The organism is Pseudomonas sp. P867 (genome assembly GCF_019891455.1).
In the GTDB taxonomy this organism is placed as follows: domain Bacteria; phylum Pseudomonadota; class Gammaproteobacteria; order Pseudomonadales; family Pseudomonadaceae; genus Aquipseudomonas; species Aquipseudomonas synxantha_A.
This window is the reverse complement of sequence record NZ_JAFLXB010000007.1, coordinates 1-18,670: the sequence shown is the minus strand read 5'-3', so window position 1 is coordinate 18,670 and position 18,670 is coordinate 1. Positions and strand designations below refer to the sequence as shown.

General features: G+C 58.5%; 16 protein-coding genes and 2 pseudogenes. 12 read left to right on the top strand and 6 right to left on the bottom strand.

Annotation, left to right across the window (positions count from 1 at the left end; genetic code table 11):
* The first annotated feature begins 21 nt into the window (after window positions 1-21).
* On the top strand, window positions 22-546 hold the full coding sequence (locus tag J1G33_RS14345; RefSeq protein WP_223018260.1) for a hypothetical protein: 525 nt from the start codon (window positions 22-24) through the stop codon (window positions 544-546).
* A 725-nt stretch (window positions 547-1,271) separates the two neighbouring features.
* On the opposite strand, the gene J1G33_RS14340 is transcribed toward J1G33_RS14345, so the two are convergent.
* Window positions 1,272-2,291: an AraC family transcriptional regulator gene (locus tag J1G33_RS14340; protein ID WP_223018259.1), complete on the bottom strand. Its 1,020-nt coding sequence runs from the start codon at window positions 2,289-2,291 to the stop codon at window positions 1,272-1,274.
* 168 nt (window positions 2,292-2,459) lie between these two features.
* Between J1G33_RS14340 and efeU the strand changes: the two genes are divergently transcribed.
* From efeU to efeO (J1G33_RS14320), 4 genes are read left to right on the top strand one after another with little or no spacing between them, the layout of a single operon-like run.
* Entirely contained in the window at window positions 2,460-3,305 is an 846-nt protein-coding gene (gene efeU / locus J1G33_RS14335; RefSeq protein ID WP_223018258.1) for an iron uptake transporter permease EfeU, read from the top strand.
* 10 nt (window positions 3,306-3,315) lie between these two features.
* A complete protein-coding gene (gene efeO / locus J1G33_RS14330) occupies window positions 3,316-4,518 on the top strand; it encodes an iron uptake system protein EfeO (RefSeq protein WP_223018257.1) in 1,203 nt (400 codons plus the stop codon).
* Between the two features lie 13 nt (window positions 4,519-4,531).
* Window positions 4,532-5,836 carry an iron uptake transporter deferrochelatase/peroxidase subunit gene (gene efeB, locus J1G33_RS14325; RefSeq protein ID WP_223018256.1) on the top strand — a complete coding sequence of 435 codons (1,305 nt, stop codon included), beginning with the start codon at window positions 4,532-4,534 and terminating at the stop codon, window positions 5,834-5,836.
* 24 nt (window positions 5,837-5,860) lie between these two features.
* Window positions 5,861-6,679 (top strand): iron uptake system protein EfeO, encoded by an 819-nt coding sequence (gene efeO, locus J1G33_RS14320; RefSeq protein ID WP_223018255.1) that lies wholly within the window; start codon window positions 5,861-5,863, stop codon window positions 6,677-6,679.
* Window positions 6,680-6,751: 72 nt separating this feature from the next.
* Here the strand turns inward: efeO (J1G33_RS14320) and pssA are convergent, their stop codons facing one another.
* Window positions 6,752-8,095 (bottom strand): CDP-diacylglycerol--serine O-phosphatidyltransferase, encoded by a 1,344-nt coding sequence (gene pssA / locus J1G33_RS14315; protein ID WP_223018254.1) that lies wholly within the window; start codon window positions 8,093-8,095, stop codon window positions 6,752-6,754.
* A gap of 125 nt (window positions 8,096-8,220) precedes the next feature.
* Between pssA and J1G33_RS14310 the strand changes: the two genes are divergently transcribed.
* Both J1G33_RS14310 and J1G33_RS14305 read left to right on the top strand, forming a co-directional pair.
* Window positions 8,221-8,772 carry a TetR/AcrR family transcriptional regulator gene (locus J1G33_RS14310; RefSeq protein ID WP_223018253.1) on the top strand — a complete coding sequence of 184 codons (552 nt, stop codon included), beginning with the start codon at window positions 8,221-8,223 and terminating at the stop codon, window positions 8,770-8,772.
* A 56-nt stretch (window positions 8,773-8,828) separates the two neighbouring features.
* Window positions 8,829-9,308 (top strand): nuclear transport factor 2 family protein, encoded by a 480-nt coding sequence (locus tag J1G33_RS14305; RefSeq protein ID WP_223018252.1) that lies wholly within the window; start codon window positions 8,829-8,831, stop codon window positions 9,306-9,308.
* A 62-nt stretch (window positions 9,309-9,370) separates the two neighbouring features.
* On the opposite strand, the gene J1G33_RS14300 is transcribed toward J1G33_RS14305, so the two are convergent.
* A complete protein-coding gene (locus tag J1G33_RS14300; RefSeq protein WP_223018251.1) occupies window positions 9,371-10,528 on the bottom strand; it encodes a PQQ-dependent sugar dehydrogenase in 1,158 nt (385 codons plus the stop codon).
* Window positions 10,529-10,540: 12 nt separating this feature from the next.
* Window positions 10,541-10,861, bottom strand: a complete 321-nt coding sequence (locus J1G33_RS14295) for a hypothetical protein (RefSeq protein WP_223018250.1) — start codon at window positions 10,859-10,861, stop codon at window positions 10,541-10,543.
* 184 nt (window positions 10,862-11,045) lie between these two features.
* Between J1G33_RS14295 and J1G33_RS14290 the strand changes: the two genes are divergently transcribed.
* Together J1G33_RS14290 and ligD are read left to right on the top strand one after the other, a co-directional pair.
* Window positions 11,046-11,885 (top strand): Ku protein, encoded by an 840-nt coding sequence (locus tag J1G33_RS14290; protein ID WP_005788504.1) that lies wholly within the window; start codon window positions 11,046-11,048, stop codon window positions 11,883-11,885.
* A 24-nt stretch (window positions 11,886-11,909) separates the two neighbouring features.
* Window positions 11,910-14,429 (top strand): DNA ligase D, encoded by a 2,520-nt coding sequence (gene ligD, locus J1G33_RS14285; RefSeq protein ID WP_223018249.1) that lies wholly within the window; start codon window positions 11,910-11,912, stop codon window positions 14,427-14,429.
* A 19-nt stretch (window positions 14,430-14,448) separates the two neighbouring features.
* Here ligD and lpxO read toward each other — a convergent pair whose 3' ends face one another.
* Together lpxO and J1G33_RS14275 are read right to left on the bottom strand one after the other, a co-directional pair.
* On the bottom strand, window positions 14,449-15,348 hold the full coding sequence (gene lpxO, locus J1G33_RS14280; RefSeq protein ID WP_032875099.1) for a lipid A hydroxylase LpxO: 900 nt from the start codon (window positions 15,346-15,348) through the stop codon (window positions 14,449-14,451).
* Between the two features lie 264 nt (window positions 15,349-15,612).
* On the bottom strand, window positions 15,613-16,950 hold the full coding sequence (locus J1G33_RS14275) for a Wzz/FepE/Etk N-terminal domain-containing protein (RefSeq protein WP_223018248.1): 1,338 nt from the start codon (window positions 16,948-16,950) through the stop codon (window positions 15,613-15,615).
* Between the two features lie 338 nt (window positions 16,951-17,288).
* Between J1G33_RS14275 and J1G33_RS14270 the strand changes: the two genes are divergently transcribed.
* From J1G33_RS14270 to J1G33_RS27880, 3 genes and pseudogenes are all read left to right on the top strand, one after another.
* Window positions 17,289-17,675, top strand: coding sequence for a TIGR03067 domain-containing protein (locus J1G33_RS14270; protein WP_032875090.1), 387 nt, complete (start codon window positions 17,289-17,291; stop codon window positions 17,673-17,675).
* A gap of 94 nt (window positions 17,676-17,769) precedes the next feature.
* Window positions 17,770-18,291, top strand: a pseudogene (locus tag J1G33_RS14265) (hypothetical protein).
* Window positions 18,292-18,570: 279 nt separating this feature from the next.
* Window positions 18,571-18,670 (top strand): annotated as a pseudogene (locus tag J1G33_RS27880) (DedA family protein); the annotation flags it as partial.

Genomic DNA, 18,670 nt, shown 5'->3' with positions numbered 1-18,670 from the left:
TTACTAATGGAGGAAGGCGACATGGCTATCATGTTGACTGCTGAGCAGATGAGGCATACCAAGGCAACCAACGCTTACGTTATTAAAAATCCTGAACAAATAACGAATGAATTCACAATCACTGAGGAGTCCGTAGCAGCTGACACACTAAATCTTGGTGAAACAAAAAAAATCGCCGACCTGAAAGAATATTTAAAGGGCTTTGACATGACAGCCATAAGCTCAGATGACCTCAGAAAAGTAGCACGACGATTATTCGACGATGAAATGATAGATATACATGCATTTGTAATATTCGCCGAAGGCAATTTGGCGAGTGGTGCAGATGGTCTTCCTACAGAAACAGACGTCAAATTCAACGCCATCGCTTTGTTTAATGAGCGGCTTGAGGACTACAATGATTTCCTTGAAAATAATCCTGCAGACGTGAAAGAAGATACTTTGAGGTGGCGGCGTGGGATGATAGATGCCAATCACGCGATAGGCGCATTGAACTACTTCGTCAACTCTTCCAGAAGTGATTTAAAGATTCATGAGCAAGCTTGAATCCAAGTCGTTTGGGCAGTGCGCTAAGGAGGATCTTAACGCACTGCCATTGCAGGCCTTCAGCGGCCGTATTTGGCGGTGCCTGAGTAGGATTTCACATCAGGGTCGGAATTGAACATAGCGACTCGATAGGTACCAAACGATCCAGAGTATGAAGCGCTGCTCCCAAAGCTTGTCGCAACAGATTGCCAAGAGGCTCCCAACTGCTTTTGGATAATCAACTGTGGCGCCCGCCCTCCTCCCGTGGAAGCTGAGGCATCAATAGTCGCACCCGCACATCCATTCGCGGAAGTTATTGTGAACGGGCCATACACAGTCGTTTCGACACCAGGTGGCAAAAGCCCGCTATAGCTATCACTTATATACAGACACAAGGCCGACACCTGAGCAGACAAAAGCATTAACGCGAGACACGACAACGCAATAAGACCTTTCATGATCTCACCTCAAATCAGAAAATAGTAAATAAATACCCACTCAAAATATCTGATCTTTTATTTCCCCATAAGCGCACCTCGCAGTTAAGCAACGGCTGCCAGTACATGACACTCGATATCAGCCCAGCAGATATCAAGCACCCACTAATGCGGGTAGGAACACGTTGCTTACTGTGCACGAAATCAAGCGCTAAATATGCCAGCCACGTCCTAAAATATCGAAGGAGCGTTCTGTCATACTTGGGTGAAGGAATAAGTGAGAATTATCCTAATCCCGCATGACGGAAGTTAGAGTCGACTCGATTCGCTCAAAATCAAACTCCGATAATGCCCCGGATTCGACCCCACCCACTTGCGAAACGCCTTGTAGAACGAACTCGCATCGGCAAACCCCAGCCGCGTGGCAATCTCGGCAAAGCTGATCTGCGGTTCAGCCAACCACACAATCGCCAGTTCTTTGCGCACACTGTCTTTGAGACCCTGATAAGTCTGCCCCTCTTCCGCCAGGCGCCGACGCAGGGTGGACGCAGAAATACATAGCCTGGCTGCAAGGCCCTCCGTTTCCGGCCAGGTGTCGGGAGGCATCTGCCGAAGGTCGTGCTTGATGCGCGTGGCGAGGCTTTCAGGGTCGCGGTATTTGACCAGGATGTTAGCGGGTGCATGGGCCAGAAAACGTTGGAGCTCCTGCTGACTGCGTTTGATCGGCAGGTCCAGGCAGTCGGCAGAAAAGATCATGCGGGTACGAGGTCGATCAAAGCGCAGGTTGTCGGAAAACATTACCTGGTAATCGTCACAGAAGTCCGGCTGCGCGCAACGCAGCTCAATGGCCAGGATCGGGATGCGACGCCCCGCCAGCCAGCACGCAACGCCGTGGACGATCATCCAATAAGTGAAATACGTGAACGCACGCTTGGGCTCATCGGGTTCGAGCAGGACGATCTCCGCCAGGCTCTGTTGGCGAACCAACTGGCCTGGCATGTGCTCCAGCATCAACGAAAGAAACCCCAGGCCGGTTTCCAGGCCCGCCGCCAGGCTAGGTTGCGCCATGGCGACGCGACACAGAAACGCCAGGCTACCGGATTTGAGTGCGCGCGGGTCCATGCCAAAAAACTCGTCATCCCTGCGCCGCGCCAGCAAACGCCAAAGGCGCGCATAGGCCGTGGCCGGGACACGGGCATTGGGCTGCTCAAGCAACGCAGGGTCAATCCCGACTTTGCTCAATGCCTCGACAGTGGCCGCACCAGGCGCACAGCTCTGCAACAGCGCTTCGCGCACAAGGTGGATGGAGATGGTGTCTTTTTCCGACATGGGATGTTGAGTTATCCGACTGCAAACCAGGTGGCCTGCATCATAAGGGCGGTCGCGCTTCGCCACCACTGTTCAGCCCTCGTTCAGCAAAGGTCAATATTTCTTGTTTAGCAATGAGTATCATTATGTTACAACTTAGCTTCCTAACTAGTTACGCCCTGGTGCCCGATGCTCGTTCCTTTTTTAATCATGCTGCGCGAAGGCATTGAAGCCGCCTTGATCGTTGGCATCATCGCCAGTTACTTGCAACAGACCGGGCGTGGCCAATGGATGCCTGCGGTGTGGATTGGCGTATTCCTGGCCGCGGCCCTGGCGTTGCTGGTGGGCGGCGGTCTGGAACTGGTCAGTGCGGAATTTCCGCAAAAGCAGCAGGAATTGTTCGAAGGGATCGTAGGGCTTGTCGCAGTGGGCATCCTCAGTTCCATGGTGTTCTGGATGCGCAAGGTGGCGCGTTCGATCAAGCATACCCTGCACGAATCCCTTGACCTCGCCCTGACCGGCTCCAGGAACCAAGTGATCGCGTTGATCGCCATGGTGTTTTTCGCCGTGGCCCGCGAAGGCCTGGAGACGGTATTTTTCCTGTTGGCCGTGTTCCAGCAGAGCGAAGGCCCGGGCGCGCCGATAGGTGCCCTGCTCGGCCTGATCCTGGCCATCGTCGTCGGTTTCCTCATCTATTCCGGCAGCATGCGCCTGAACCTCGGCGCGTTTTTCCGCTGGACCGGCCTGTTCATCCTGGTGGTGGCGGCCGGCATTCTCGCCAATTCGGTGCAAGCCCTGCATGAGGCCGGTGTGTGGAACCACTGGCAAACCGTGCTGTTCGATTTCAGCGCTGCGCTGCCCGTGGATAGCCCGTTGGGCTCGGTACTGGCCGGCATGTTCGGTTATCAGGAGGCGCCGACCGTCAGCACCCTGGGTGCCTATGTGATTTACCTGGTGGTGGCCCTGGTGATGTTCTTCCTGCCCTCGGCCCCCGCCAAGCCTGTCGCCACGACTTCTTCCGTTTCCAGCCAGTAAGGACCGTCTCTTGTCCAACCCAACCCCTCAATCGGCCCCGCCATCCCGCGCCTTGCGCTGGGGTGTGGCCGGCTCGGTGGTGGTGATGATCGCCGCCGGTGGCCTGTTCTACTACGCCTCGCAATTGGCCGCGACCAAGCGCCAGACCAACCACAATGAAATCGCAGTCACGATTCACAGCCACGCCTGCGAGCCCAGCGCCCTCACCGTGCCGGCCGGGCGCGCAAGCTTTCGTATCATCAACCGCTCCGACCGTGCGGTGGAGTGGGAAATCCTCGACGGTGTGCTGGTGGTCGAGGAACGGGAAAACATTGCCCCTGGCCTGAGCCAGGTGATCAACGCCAATCTGTTGCCCGGTGACTACGCCATCACCTGTGGCCTGTTGAGCAACCCGCGTGGCACCTTGCATGTCACCCCCACCGCGGAGTCCGACGCTCAGGCCAAGGCCAAGCCGTCGATGGTGGCGTTTATCGGCCCGTTGTCGGAGTTCCGTGTGTACTTGAGCGGCCAGAGCGGTGCGCTGATCGAGGCGGTGACGGCGCTGCAACAGGCTATCGACGCCGGTGATCTGGCCCAGGCGCAGGCCCTGTATGTGCCGGCCCGTGAGGCGTATCAGCGCCTGGCGCCTGCCTCTCAACGCCTGGCCGAATTGGATAACGCAATCAACGCCCGCGCCGACTACTTTGAAAAGCGCGAGCTGGACCCGGCCTTCAGCGGCTTCCATCGCCTCGAATACAGCCTGTTCCAGCAACACAGTCTCGACGGCCTGGCGCCGGTCGCGCAACGCCTGGTGGCCGACGTCACCAAGCTCAAGCAACAATTGCTGGCGCAATCGCTGCCCCCAGAGCAACTGGTGAGCATTGTGGTACGCAACCTCAACAGCCTGGCGGATGTACGTGCCCGCAGTGGTGAAGAGGAGCGCTACAGCCATATCGATCTGAACGGCTTTGCCGCCAACCTGGACGTCGCTCGTAAAGTGGTCGACTTGATGCGCCCGCTACTGGGCAAGTCCGCAGCCGGCTTGCTGCCCGATATCGACAGCGCGCTGAATGCCTTCGACGCCGAACTCGCTGCATTCAAAGTCGGCAATACCTACAGCACGTACGACAGCATCACCGCCGATCAGCGCCAGCAGATCGCCGACAAGGCCAAGGCACTGGCCGCCGCACTCGATGGAATCGACCCCGCCCTTGGCCTTTCCGGCCTGCAGTGAGACGAACGCATACATGAGTGATTCAGAACAGCTAAACCTTGCGCGTCGCCGCGTCCTGCTGGGCATGGCGGCCACCGGCGCGGCCATCGCCGGCAGCACCTTGACCTGTCCGGCCATGGCCGCAGCGGCCGAGCAAGTCACCAGCGCTCCGCGCAGCGACAAGACCCACGATCACCAGGCTTTTTTCGGTCAGCATCAGAGCGGCATTGTCACGCCGCGCCCGGCCTGCGGCATGGTGGTGGCCTTCGACGTACTGGCCAGCGACCGCGAGGACCTCGAACGTTTGTTCCGCACCCTGAACGAGCGTATCGCGTTCCTGATGAGCGGCGGCACCGTGCCGCAGGTCGACCCGAAACTGCCACCCACCGACTCCGGCATTCTTGGCCCGGTGGTTACCCCAGATAACCTGACCATCACCGTGTCGGTCGGCGAATCGTTGTTCGATGAGCGCTTCGGCCTCAGCGCCGTCAAGCCCAAGCGCCTGAGCCGCATGGTGGGTTTCCCCAACGATGCACTGGAGCCGGCGCAGTGCCACGGCGACCTGAGCCTGCAGTTCAGTTCCAACACGCCCGATACCAACATCCACGCCCTGCGCGATATCGTGAAAAACCTGCCTGACTTGCTGCTGGTGCGCTGGAAACAAGAAGGCAGCGTGCCGCCCCAGGCCCCGGCCAAGCCCGGCGAACCGGCGCAGAGTGCGCGTAACTTCCTGGGTTTTCGCGACGGTTCGGCCAACCCCGACTCCAACGATGCCAAGGCCATGGACCAGATCGTCTGGGTGCAACCGAGCAGCGACGAACCCGCCTGGGCGGCCCATGGCAGTTACCAGGCCGTGCGTATCATCCGCAACTTTGTCGAGCGCTGGGATCGCACCCCACTGCAAGAACAGGAAAGCATCATCGGCCGCGTCAAACCCACCGGCGCCCCCATGGATGGCCAGCATGAAACCCAGGTGCCGGACTACAGCAAAGACCCGCATGGCAAGTTGACCAAGCTTGATGCGCACATCCGCCTGGCCAACCCGCGCACCCCGCAGACCCAGGCCAACCTGATCCTGCGGCGGCCGTTCAACTACTCCAACGGCGTCAACAAAAACGGTCAGCTGGACATGGGCCTATTGTTCATCTGCTATCAGGCTGACCTGGAGAAAGGCTTTATCAGCGTGCAAACGCGGCTCAACGGCGAACCGCTGGAGGAATACCTCAAGCCGGTCGGCGGCGGGTATTTCTTCACCTTGCCCGGCGTCACCGGCCCTGAGGATTTCATCGGGCGCACGCTGCTTGCTGCAACGCACTCCACCCCCCCTGCCAAGACCTGAAACACACCAGAGCGGAATGCCCCCATGAAGAAGTCGTCTATCGTGTTGTCGTTGTTAATGAGCCTTGCGCCGCTGGCTGCCTTCGCCGCTACCGCGCCGCTCGACCTGGTAGGCCCGGTATCGGACTACAAGATCTACGTTACCGAGGAAATCGGCGAACTGGTCACCCAGACCCAGGCGTTTACCAACGCCATCAATAAAGGTGACCTGGCCACCGCCAAGAAGCTCTATGCGCCGACCCGCGTGCACTATGAGGCCATCGAGCCGATCGCCGAGCTGTTCAGCGACCTCGACGCGTCCATCGATTCGCGTGTCGATGACCATGAAAAAGGTGTAACGGCCGAAGACTTCACCGGTTTTCACCGGATTGAATACGCGCTGTTCTCGCAAAACTCGACCAAGGGCCTGGAAGCACTGACCGCCAAGCTCAATACCGATGTGAACGATCTCAAGACGCGGGTCGATGGCCTGACCTTCCCGCCGGAAAAAGTCGTCGGCGGCGCTGCGGCGCTGCTGGAGGAAGTCGCTGCCACCAAGATCTCCGGCGAAGAAGACCGCTACAGCCATACCGACCTGTATGACTTCCAGGGCAACATCGACGGTGCGAAGAAAATCGTCGATTTGTTCCGTGGCCAGATCGGGCAGCAGGACCAGGCGTTCCTGGCCAAGGTCGATAAAAACTTCGCCACCGTGGACAAGATCCTGGCCAAGTACAAGACCCAGGATGGCGGCTTTGAAACCTACGACAAGGTCAAGGACAACGACCGCAAGGCCCTGGTTGGCCCGGTCAACACCCTGGCTGAAGACTTGTCGATGCTGCGCGGCAAGCTGGGTTTGAATTAAAGACTACCGGCAAAAAAAACACCTAGGCCCCTCAGCAGGGCCTGGGTGTTTTTTTTGCCTGCAGGATAACGGCTACAAAATGCGGTACAGCAAACGCTCAATACGCACTCGGCTGACCCGACGCAGGAATTTACCCACTGCCGGCGGGTAATCAACCAACGTCTGCAATTGCTGGTAGCCCTGGATACGCGTGGTGTGCTGGAAGATCTGCGCCAGCTCGGTATGTCGCGGCTCCAGCCATTGGCCCTTGGGGTCGTCGATCAGCAAGCCGTTTTCCAGGTCGAGGCGAAATGCCCTGGGGTTGAGGTTGTTGCCGGTCAGCAAGGTATAGCGCTGGTCAACCCACATGCCCTTAAGGTGGTAGGTGTTGTCGCCATCGCGCCACAGGTGCAGGTTCAACTGGCCGCTGTCGATCATCGGCTGGTGACGCTTGGCAAAGCGCCGCAGGCTGATCTCATATAGATAAGGCAAGGCCGCGATCACCTTGAACGGCTCGCTGGGCGGAATATAGAAGTCGTTGGCCGTCTTGTCGCCGACCACGATGTCGATCTTCACTCCACGCGCCAGGGCGCGGTTGATCTCGCGGGTCACCGGCAACGGCAGGTTGAAATACGGGGTGCAGATGGTCAACTGCTGCTGGGCGCTGGCGATCAGCTCCAGAATGACCCGGCTCAGGGGGTTGTTCTTGCCAACGCCGAGCAACGGGCTCACCGAGAGGTGACCATTGGGCAACTGCCCGGCCGTGGTGTCATAGGCCGCGTGCTTGAGACGGCTGCGCAGGTCGCCGATATCGTTGCGCAGGCTGCGGGTGGTCGGCGGGTTGGGCAGGTCCAGGCGGTGCACGGCCTTGGATGCCACCAGGCCGTGCTCGATCAGGTGTTGCATAGAATCGGCCAGCACCTGGCTATGGATCAGGTGGTAACGATCAAAGCGGTACTTGTCGAACTTGTGCAAATACACATTGTTGAGGCTGGCGCCGCTGTACAGCACGCTGTCATCGATCACAAAGCCCTTGAGGTGCAATACGCCAAACAGCTCGCGTGTTTGCACCGGCACGCCATACACCGGCACTTCGCTGGCGTGGCTTTGCGTCATGGCCTGGTACCAGGCGCTGTTGCCCGGCTGCTTGCCGGCGCCAATCAAGCCACGCTGGGCGCGCAACCAGTCGACCATCACCACGATGTCCAACTCCGGCCGTGCCGCCTTGGCAGCGTGAAGAGCGTCGTAGATCTCCTGCCCCGCTTCGTCGTGCTGCAAGTACAAGGCGACGATGTAGATGCGACGCGTCGCCTGGGAGATTTTTTCCAGCAGGCAGCGACGATAGGCATCGGCGCCGGACAGCACCTCGATGGCCTCCGGGGACAGCGGGAAACCGCGTAGTTTGGGCAACAGGGAGCGTTTGAAGAACGACGGCATAGGGCTCGCAATGGGTCGAATCCGAAGAGGTCAAGAGCTTACACCATGGGGCTGCTCAGGTCTCGCCGTACGGCATGGAAAAAAGCCGGTTGACCAAGAAGAACGATCGTTCTACTGTAATAAGCATGAACGACATAACCCGCGACATTATCCTCGACGTCACCGAAAAGCTGATCTATCGCCATGGCATCGCCGCCACCGGCATGGACTTGCTGGTAAAAACCGCTGGCGTATCGAGAAAAAGCATCTATCGCTATTTCGCCAACAAGGACGAGTTGGTGTTTGCCGCCCTGCAGCGTCGCGACGAACGCTGGATGCAGTGGCTGCGCAGCGAAGTGGAACGCGGCGACAACAGCGGCGAGCGCTTGCTGGCGCTGTTCAGCGCCCTGAAAAGCTGGTTCGGTTCCGCGGATTTTCGCGGCTGCGCCTTTATCAACACCAGTGGCGAAACCGGCAACGCTCAAGATCCGGTGCGCCTGCTGGCCAAGGCCCATAAACACAAACTGTTCGAGTACGCACTTGAACTGTGTCAAGCACATGGCACCCCCGACCCGCAACAGCAGGCCGCGCAACTGCTGATCCTGATCGATGGCGCCATTACCGTTGCCCTGATCATGGGTGATTCAACAGCTGCCGATAATGCGCAATGCATGGCGCGAACGTTATTGGGACTTTGAATTCTCGGAATTGGCAACTTCTATCATTCAACCCTATTGTTTTAAGGAGCCACCCCATGTCAGCCAATGCACAAGCCCGCCCGCCCCTACCGCCCTTTACTTGCGAGTCAGCCATCGAAAAAGTCCGGCTGGCCGAAGACGGCTGGAACTCCCGCGACCCAGAACGGGTTTCCCTGGCCTACACCCTGGACACCCAGTGGCGTAACCGCGCCGAATTCGCCCACAACCGCGAAGAAGCCAGGCAGTTCCTGAGCCGTAAATGGGCCAGGGAACTGGATTATCGATTGATCAAGGAGTTGTGGGCGTTCACCGGCAACCGCATCGCCGTGCGCTATGCCTATGAGTGGCATGACGACTCCGGCAACTGGTTTCGTTCCTACGGAAATGAAAACTGGGAGTTCGATGAGAACGGCCTGATGGCCAACCGCTTTGCCTGCATCAACGATAAGCCGATCCAGGAAAGCGAACGCAAGTTCCACTGGCCGCTGGGGCGTCGCCCGGATGATCATCCGGGCTTGTCAGACCTAGGGCTGTAGCTCTCTTACCCTTTGTAGGAGCGAGCTTGCTCGCTCCTACAAAAAGCGATTACCGAAAGGCATCAGTCCTGATTCAGCCCGACCCGATACAACACTCCATTATCCTCATCCGTCAGCACATACAGAAACCCATCCGGCCCCTGCCGCACGTCACGAATTCGCGCTTTCAACTCGCCCAGCAAACGTTCCTCGTGAACGACCCTGTCACCCTCGAACTGCAACCGAATCAACTCCTGAGTGCCCAGCGCACCGATAAACAGATTGTGCTGCCACACCTTGAACCGGTCGGCGTCATAGAACGCCATGCCGCTGATGGCCGGGGACTTCTCCCAGACATGATGGGGCTGCACCGTGCCTTCTGCCGTTTTGCCCTTGGCTTCGGGAATCGGTAGCAGAGAGTAGTTGATGCCGTGGGTCGCCAGCGGCCACCCGTAGTTCTTGCCGCGCTCGATGATGTTCACTTCATCGCCCCCACGCGGCCCATGCTCGTTTTCCCAGATCGTGCCGCTCCACGGGTTCAGCGCCAGGCCCTGTGGGTTACGCTGGCCGTAGGACCAGATCTCGGGACGTACACCGGGTTGACCGACGAAGGGGTTGTCATCCGGTACGCGGCCATCTGGATAGATGCGCACAACTTTGCCTTGCAGCTTGTCCAGGTCCTGGGCGGTCGGGCGGTCGTTGTTCTCGCCCAGGGTCACGAACAGATAGCCGTCACGATCGAACGCCAGGCGCGAGCCGAAGTGGTTGCCGGTAGACAGCTTGGGCTCCTGGCGCAGGATCACCTTGAAGTCCTCCAGGCCGCTCATGTCAGCGGACAGGCGCCCGCGCCCCACAGCGGTTCCGGCTTTGCCATCCTGCCCGCCGCCTTCGGCGTACGACAGGTAGACCATACGGTCCTGCTTGAAGTCGGGTGACAACACCACATCCAGTAACCCGCCCTGCCCCTTGGCCCAGACTTGCGGCACCCCCTTCAACGGAGCGGAAAGCTTACCGTCGGGGCTGACAAATCGCAGGTACCCGGGAAGCTCGGTCACCAGGAAGCCCTGCCGATCCGGTAGAAACGCCAGCGCCCATGGATGATCCAGGCCTTTGGCGATCGGCGTGACGGTGATGCTGCCTTGCTCGCTGGGGAACTGCTGGCTATCGGCGGCATAAACGGTGGTCAGCGGCAGCAGCGTGGCGGCACAGACAGCCGCTAGCAGAGTTTTGCGTAGAAACATAAGGTGAAGTCCTTACCGGCGATTGCCGTTGGCATCATAGGTGGGTGCTTTGGTTTCGGTGGCCGGGCGACTGGGAGCTACGTCGCGCTTGGGATACGTATTGCCGATTCCGCGGTTTTCCACGGTCGGCCGAGGGCCGGTGGGCGCAGTCTGGATACCGCCGGCCGCAGGTGCATTGGGCTGAGTGCCCTGCATGCTATTGGGGTTGGCCCGGTGAATCGGGCTGTTATTGGTGTCGTATTGGCCCGGCAGGTTTTGCGCCTGGGCCCAAGGCGCCAGGGCCAGGGCCAGGCCCAGCGCAAGTACTGCAAGATAACGTACATAAGCATTCATGACGGAGCCTCTCTATGCCGAGTACTACGTGCTTTCGATAACACGCTACGCCATGGGTTCGGCTTGCGACACTAAATAGTTTCTCATCAGGTGTAACACGATCTGTCCGAGCATCTGCCCGCCGAAACTTTTGCCGCGGCCTGCGAGTCACCAGAACAGGCTCACTTTTTAAGGAATCGGAGTTATGCCACGGGCAATCTGGAAAGGCGCTATCAGTTTCGGTCTGGTTCATATCCCGGTGTCGCTGGTCTCGGCGACATCTTCCCAAGGCGTTGATTTCGACTGGCTGGACAAACGCAGCATGGACCCGGTCGGCTACAAGCGCATCAACAAAACCACGGGCAAGGAAGTCACCAAGGAACATATCGTCAAGGGCGTCGCCTTTGAGAAGGGCCGTTATGTGGTGCTCAGCGAAGATGAAATTCGCTCGGCCCATCCGAAATCGACCCAGACCATTGAGATCATCGCGTTTGTCGCCGCTGACCAGATCCCCCTGCAAAACATCGACACGCCCTACTTCCTGGCGCCGGACAAACGTGGCGGCAAGGTCTATGCACTGCTGCGCGAAACCCTGAAGAAAACCGGCAAGGTCGCCCTGGCCAATGTGGTGCTGCATACCAAACAGCACTTGGCCGCGTTGATGCCGCTCGAATCGGCCCTGGTACTGGTGATGCTGCGCTGGCCCGCAGAAGTGCGCAGCCTGGACGAGTTGGAACTCGGTGCCGATGTAACCAAACCGACCCTGGCCAAGGGTGAATTGGACATGGCCAAGCGCCTGGTGGAAGACATGAGTGCAGACTGGCAACCCGACGAGTACCGCGACAGCTTCCAGGACAAGATCATGGCGCTGGTGGCGAAAAAGGCCAAGGCCGGCAAGATCGAAGACGTGGAGTCGAGCCAAGACAGCGAAGAGCGCAAATCCGCCGACGTTATCGACCTGACCGAACTGCTTAAACGCAGCCTGGCGGGCAAACCCGCGGCGAAAAAGCCCGCCGCGAAGAAATCCAACAAAAAGGCCTCTTGAGCCTGCCATTGACTGGAGCGCGACATGGCAAAGCCCCTGAGCGAATACAACCGCAAGCGCGATTTCAAGATCACCGCCGAACCCGCCGGCAGCTCACCCGCCAGCAAGCGGAAAGCCTCGGCGCTGAGCTTCGTGATTCAAAAGCATGATGCGCGCAACCTGCATTATGACTTTCGCCTGGAGCTCGATGGCGTGCTGTTGAGCTGGGCGGTGCCCAAGGGCCCGAGCCTGGACCCAAGCCAGAAGCGCCTGGCGGTCCACGTTGAAGACCACCCCCTGAGCTATGGCGGTTTCGAGGGCAGCATCCCAGCCGGCCAATATGGCGCAGGCGATGTGATTGTGTGGGACCGAGGTATCTGGCAGCCCCATGACGAGCCGCGCAAAGCCTATGCGGCCGGCAAGCTCAAGTTCACGCTGGTGGGCGAAAAACTCGCTGGGGATTGGACCCTGGTACGCACCCGACTCAAGGGCAGTGGCGACAAGGAGCAGTGGCTACTGATCAAGGAAAAAGACCAGCAGGCACGCCCCGCTTCTGAATACGATATTGTCGACGCCGAGCCTGCCAGCGTGCTCAGCGATGCGGTGGTCGGCACGCCCAAGGCCAAGGTCCCAGTCAAAAAAAAGCCAGCGCCAAAGGCCAAGGCCCGCACGCAAGTGAGCGCCATACCCGAAGAATTTGCCCCGCAATTGGCGACCTTGGTCGATCGCGCCCCCGAGGGCGATTGGAGCTACGAGATCAAGTTCGACGGTTATCGCATTCTCGCGCGCATCCATGACGGTGAAGTGCGCCTGTTCACTCGCAACGGCCACGACTGGACCGAACGCCTGCCGCGCCAGGCCAAAGCCTTGCAAGCCCTCAAGCTCAAGGACAGCTGGCTGGATGGCGAAGTGGTCAGCCTCAACGGCGACGGGTTGCCGGATTTCCAGGCGTTGCAGAATGCCTTCGATATCGGCCGCAGCCTGGACATCGTCTATTACCTGTTTGATGCCCCCTTCCTGAACGGCCGTGATCAACGCGAAGATCCGGTCGAGGAGCGTCGGGCTGCGCTTAAAGCTGCGCTCGCCGGCAGCAAAAGCAAACTGCTGCGTTTCTCGGAAGCCTTTGCCGCCAACCACCGCGATATTTTCGAAAGCGCCTGCGACCTGGCGCTCGAAGGCGTGATCGGCAAGCGTGCAGGCAGCCCCTATGTGTCCCGCCGCAGTGCTGACTGGATCAAGCTCAAATGCCGCCTGCGCCAGGAGTTTGTGATTGTTGGCTACACCCGCCCTCAGGGTTCGCGCAGCGGGTTTGGCGCGCTGCTGCTGGCCGTCAACGATGAAACCGGGCTGGTATATGCCGGGCGTGTGGGCACCGGATTTGATCAGGCCACGTTGAAATCCATCTACGCCAAGCTCACGCCATTGGAGCGCAAGGACTCGCCCTTGCAAAAGCCTTTGACCAGCACCCAGGCCCGTGGCGTGCATTGGGTCGAGCCGCGCCTGGTGGGTGAAGTGCAATTCGCCGAATGGACGCGTGAAGGCGTGGTGCGCCAGGCGGCCTTTGTGGGGCTGCGCACTGATAAGCCTGCGTCGCAGATCATTCATGAACAGCCGCGTGCGGCAAAGTCGGTCAATGCCTCGAACAAGCAGAAAACCGATAAAGCCGACATAGCGGTGAAGAACGTGAAAATCACCCACCCCGATCGCATTATCGACAAGCACAGTGGCACGCAAAAACAGCAATTGGCGCAGTTCTACGCCGACATCAGCGAATGGATCCTGCCGTTCCTGCGCGGTCGTCCTGTGTCGCTGCTGCGCGCACCCGAAGGCATCGAAGGGGAGCAGTTTTTTCAGAAGCACTCCGAACGCCTGGCAATTCCCCACATCAAGCAACTGGATCAGGCCCTGGATCCCGGTCATGCACGCCTGATGGAGGTAGACAGCGCAGAGGCGCTGGCCGGCGCCGTGCAAATGGGCACTGTCGAGTTGCATACCTGGGGCGCCACTACGGACAAGATTGAAACCCCTGACCTGTTCGTCCTGGACCTCGACCCGGACCCGGCCCTGCCTTGGAAATCCATGCTGGAAGCGGCCGAACTGACCCTGTCGGTGCTGGATGAGCTGGGCTTGCAAGCCTTCGTCAAGACCAGCGGCGGTAAAGGTCTGCACCTGATCGTGCCGCTGGCCCGGCGTGATGGCTGGGACGCCGTCAAGGCATTCGCCAAGGCCATCGCCCAATTTATGAGCCAGCAACTGCCCGAACGCTTTACCGCCACCAGCGGCCCTAAAAACCGTGTGGGCAAGATCTTTATCGACTACCTGCGCAACGCCCGTGGCGCCAGCACTGTGGCGGCATACTCCGTGCGTGCGCGGCCGGGTCTGCCGGTATCGGTGCCGGTCAGTCGGGAAGAATTGAAAGGATTGCGCGGGGCCCAGCAGTGGACGGTGGCGAACCTGCATGAGCGTCTGCAGGGGTTGAAGGGCGACCCATGGGCCGGCTATGCCAATCGGCAGAAAATCGGCAAGAAGATGTGGGACAAGCTGGGCGCAAAACCACCGCAGTGATTCGCGCCCGGCACAGGGCTCAGATAAGAATGAAGATCAGCGCCAGACCGGCAAAGATCGCCCATTTTTCCAGGTAGTAGCGTGTGCGGTTGCGCTTTTTGAGCTCTTTGCCGCGCAGGCGGATCTTGTACAAGCGGGTAAAGGCGCGGTTGAGGCCGCCGGTCTTGTCGCCATCATCATTGGGCGAGCCTGCAGCGGCCATTACATTGCGGCTGAACCAACGGTTGAATGCCGCCGCCCAGCGGTACTTCATCGGGCGTTCAATATCGCAGAACAGAATGATGCGGTTCTGCTGGGTGGTGTTTTCTGCGTAGTGAATGTAGGTCTCGTCGAACATCACCGGCTCGCCGTCGCGCCAGTAATAGCTCTCGCCATCCACATTGATGTAGCACCCCGGGTCGTTGGGCGTATCGAGCCCCAGGTGATACCGATAGGAGCCCGCGTACGGGTCACGGTGGCGCACCAGCTTGGAGCCCGGCGGCAGTTCGGCGAACATCGCGGCCTTGATCGAGCCGATCCCTTGCACCAACTCGGTGGTGCGCGGGCACAGCTTCATCGCCGAAGGGTGGCTGTCGCCATACCACTTGAGGTAAAAGCGCTTCCAGCCCGACTTGAAAAACGAGTTGAAACCCACGTCGTTGTACTGATCCGAACGTTTGATCTCCCCGGCCCGCATCAGGTTCTGGCCTTCCTCGCGGATCTCTTGCCAATGTTCCTGCAGGGGGCTCAGGTCTGGAAAATCGCTGGGCGACAGATAGGGACGGCTGGGCTGCTTGGAGAACAAGTACAGGAAACAGTTGATCGGCGCCAGGAACGTCGAGTGATCGCTAAGCTGGCGACCCAGCTTGTGTCGCACCCGACCACGCAGGTGTACATACGCAATGGAGGCAACGTAGAGAGCAACAATGATGAGTTTCAAGGGATTCGTCACAAGTCAGGGAGAGAACAGGCTGCTCCTGCGGGCCCACAACGGCCGAGGATGGATATGCAGCACCTGAAATCACAATTCACGTACAGGTGACACGGCAGGCTGGGCGACCTGCGGCGTGTAACCATTGGCCGTTATTTAGCCATACTTTGTAACCAAAGGTTAACTAAGAATTGTGAAAAGCTGTCTACTGAGTGTGCTGGGGAAGGGAACAGGCGGGCGTTCCCGCCCACCTGCTTAAAGGTTTTGCTGAAATTATTGCGGGGTGTCCTTAATCTCGCGGCGGGGCAAACTGCCGTCTCCCAACGCCGTAAAGGGTACGGCCTGGCTGCGGCTGCGGATGAAGTAGCGAATCAGCGCGATCATGAGTCCCACCAACAGGCCGCCCACCAGACTCAAAGCAATGATCAGCGATTTTTTCGGTTTGATCGGCGCCAGAGGCTCTTGGGCGCGGCGGTCGACCGTTACCAGCTTGAGGTTGCTCATGTCGATGTTCAAGCCACGCAGCCTGGCAACTTCAGCACGAAGCGGCTCGACGTCCTGCAGGAATATGTCCTCATTGCCGCGCTTGCGCAGCACCTCGACTTCGCGGTTGCTTTCGAGCAGTTGCAAATCCTTGCCGATCTCGGCAATTCGCGGGTTGGTGAAGTCATCGCTGGTGCGCTGTTGCAGCGCAGCGCGTTCGGCTTCCAGAGCCTCGGTGCCCATGAAGTACAGCGGGATCTTCTGATTGTTCACCTCTGTGCGCATGACCTGGCTCGACCCACTGCGCGTGGAGTCCGCCATGGAAGATGGTGTCGTCGGGGTGCGGATGCCCATGGACCTGGCAATAGAGATGGCTTCCGCCAGCTCGGCCAGGCGATTGGTACGCTCCATCTTCATCTGCAAGCGCAGCGCGCTGAGCTCATCCTGCAACTGGGCACGCTTGAGTCGGTCAGCCTCGAGCAACTTGGCGATCTTGGATTCCTTTTCCGTATCGTAGTTGTCACGGGCGGCGTCGATCTTGCCTTTGAGTTCGCTCAAGCGGTTATTGACGATCACCTTGAGGTCGGCGCCAACCTGCTGACGCTCGGCGGCGATGGCGTAGTCTACAAAGCCGTTGAGGATCGCGACACCATCAACGTCTGTCGGGTATTGCAGTTCCAAGCGAATATAGCTGCTCAGCGAGTCTGATTTCTTCGGGTCCGGCAAGATCAGGTTGACAGAGTTTCGATTGAACGCCTCAAAGCTTTGCTCAAGGCTCTGCCCCGGCTTCTTGAACGCCTTGAACAATTCCTCGTGTTCCTTGAAAAATCCCAAGCGCGCCTCATAAGAGTCTAACTGTGCTCCCACTTTCATCAGGGCGTCAGCGGGAGGCAACTTATAGACTTCCGAACGGTTCAACGCATCCAGTTCATTGATTGCCGCAGGCCGCAGCACACTGCTGACTTCATAAGTCTTGGGTGCCAGGAACGCGTACCCTGCCCCTAATACGCCCACCAGAAGCGTACATCCGACTACCAGCTTTTTTTGTCGCCAGATGGCGTGAAACAATTCAAACAAGTCAATTTCATCAGACGCTACGGAGGGCGGGAGCGGGGAAGTGCGATTCAAAATAAGAACACCTTAAAATAATACTAAAAGGCCATCATTCTCAGAAACCTAAATGGCTTCAAAAATCAGGGACAACGCCCTGGATACGCCGGACCGGTGGCGATGTGACCACTTAGCCAGCCGAAATATCCCACATTTCCAAGGATTATTTCGGTTTTATATCGAGGAGTAGTACAAATGGCGCAGCATCGTCGGACTTGCGCGCTTGCAAGCATAGTCAATAGAACATCAAAATGCTGTCAAATAGCTGTCTTCTAAAGAAAAAACTTATCCGCCTACGTCGTGGTTGCGTACCTGATGCAACTGGGCGCTTCCCTGATCAGCAATAAGGAATTTGCATGCTGTCTGTTTCAACTCTCGATTTACGCGGCTTACAAGGCACCTGGGAGCAGACTGCCCTTGAAGACAGTGGCATCCTCAACCCCGCCGACGCCCACAGTGCGCCAGGGGCTATTACCACCATCACGGGCGATTGCTTCGAAGTGACCACCGTCAATGGTGATCAACTGCTGGCGGGCCGTTTTTTCCTGGATGCCAGTACCACGCCCAAAAGCATTACCTGGATTGACGCTATCGGCGATGACGCGGGCAAGCAGCTTCCCGCCAGTTACCGGCTCGACGGCGATGATTTCGTATTTATCGCAGCGGATGAAGGCATGCCCAGGCCCACCGTATTCAGCACCGGCCCTGGGCAAACCATGCGCACCTTCGTGCGGCGCTCATGAGTTACCTCTGTAATTAGATGGACTCGCCCAAGCCGAGGCGTCTATGCGCCACGGTGGCATTCTTATAGAAGCCAACGACAGCGAGGGCGAGCCCATGAAAAAGCATACGACGATCAATCAGTCTTTGTCAGCCGATGTATCTACTTGCGTAAACGTCGCGGTAGACCTTGCCAAAAAGGTCTTCCAGGTGGCCGGTGAGAATGCGCTCGGACAGGTGATATTCGAGGATCGGATTAAGTCACGAGAGGCCTTTCAAACCTTTCTTCTTAAGCTTCCAGCAAGCGTGACGGTGCTGGTGGAAACCGGGCCAGGTGCTCAGGCATTGGCGTGATTACTGCAGGCATAGGGCAATTTCGGCAAGATGAGCAAGAAGGGTGATGCGTATTTGCGCAGCCTGGCGGTCCAGGGGGCCCACGCCGTGTTAAGACAGGTGCGACCGGATTCAGAACAGCCCGACGACCAGTGGCTACAGCGTTGGGTATCTCGCCTAGGGCGCAAGGAGGCGGCGGTGCGTTTGGCCAACCGCAACCTGCGTATCCTCTGGCGGCTCTTGCAAAACGACCAGACTTATCGACGTCAGCCAGGCAATAGTCAGGAGGCTGCGATGAGCCACTGATTTACAGAGTTCTGCCACCGGGGCGTTTAGCCGCTCCAACCCGTGCTAACGAACATTGACCCCTGGTCAGACCGTCGCGAATTGATGCCTGTGCTCCTACCGGCCCTTGAGGCCTTTTTGTAATGGGCAGATCGCGAGCTGATCCAATGTTGGCCAGAAGCTGTTTGGAGCTTCCTCGGATAGGCCTGATACATAGATGCAACCGGGTACCAATGTTTGAAAAGCGGGTTGAAAGTGGGGGCGAGTCCATACATAGCCGACTACCCGACCCACTGACCGGTGCTGACGGGTTACCTGGGGCTGTTCGTCGCGGCGTTTGGCGCCGCAACGTTATTGCCCCTGCAATCTGAAGCCGTGCTGGTCGGCCTGCTGATCAGCG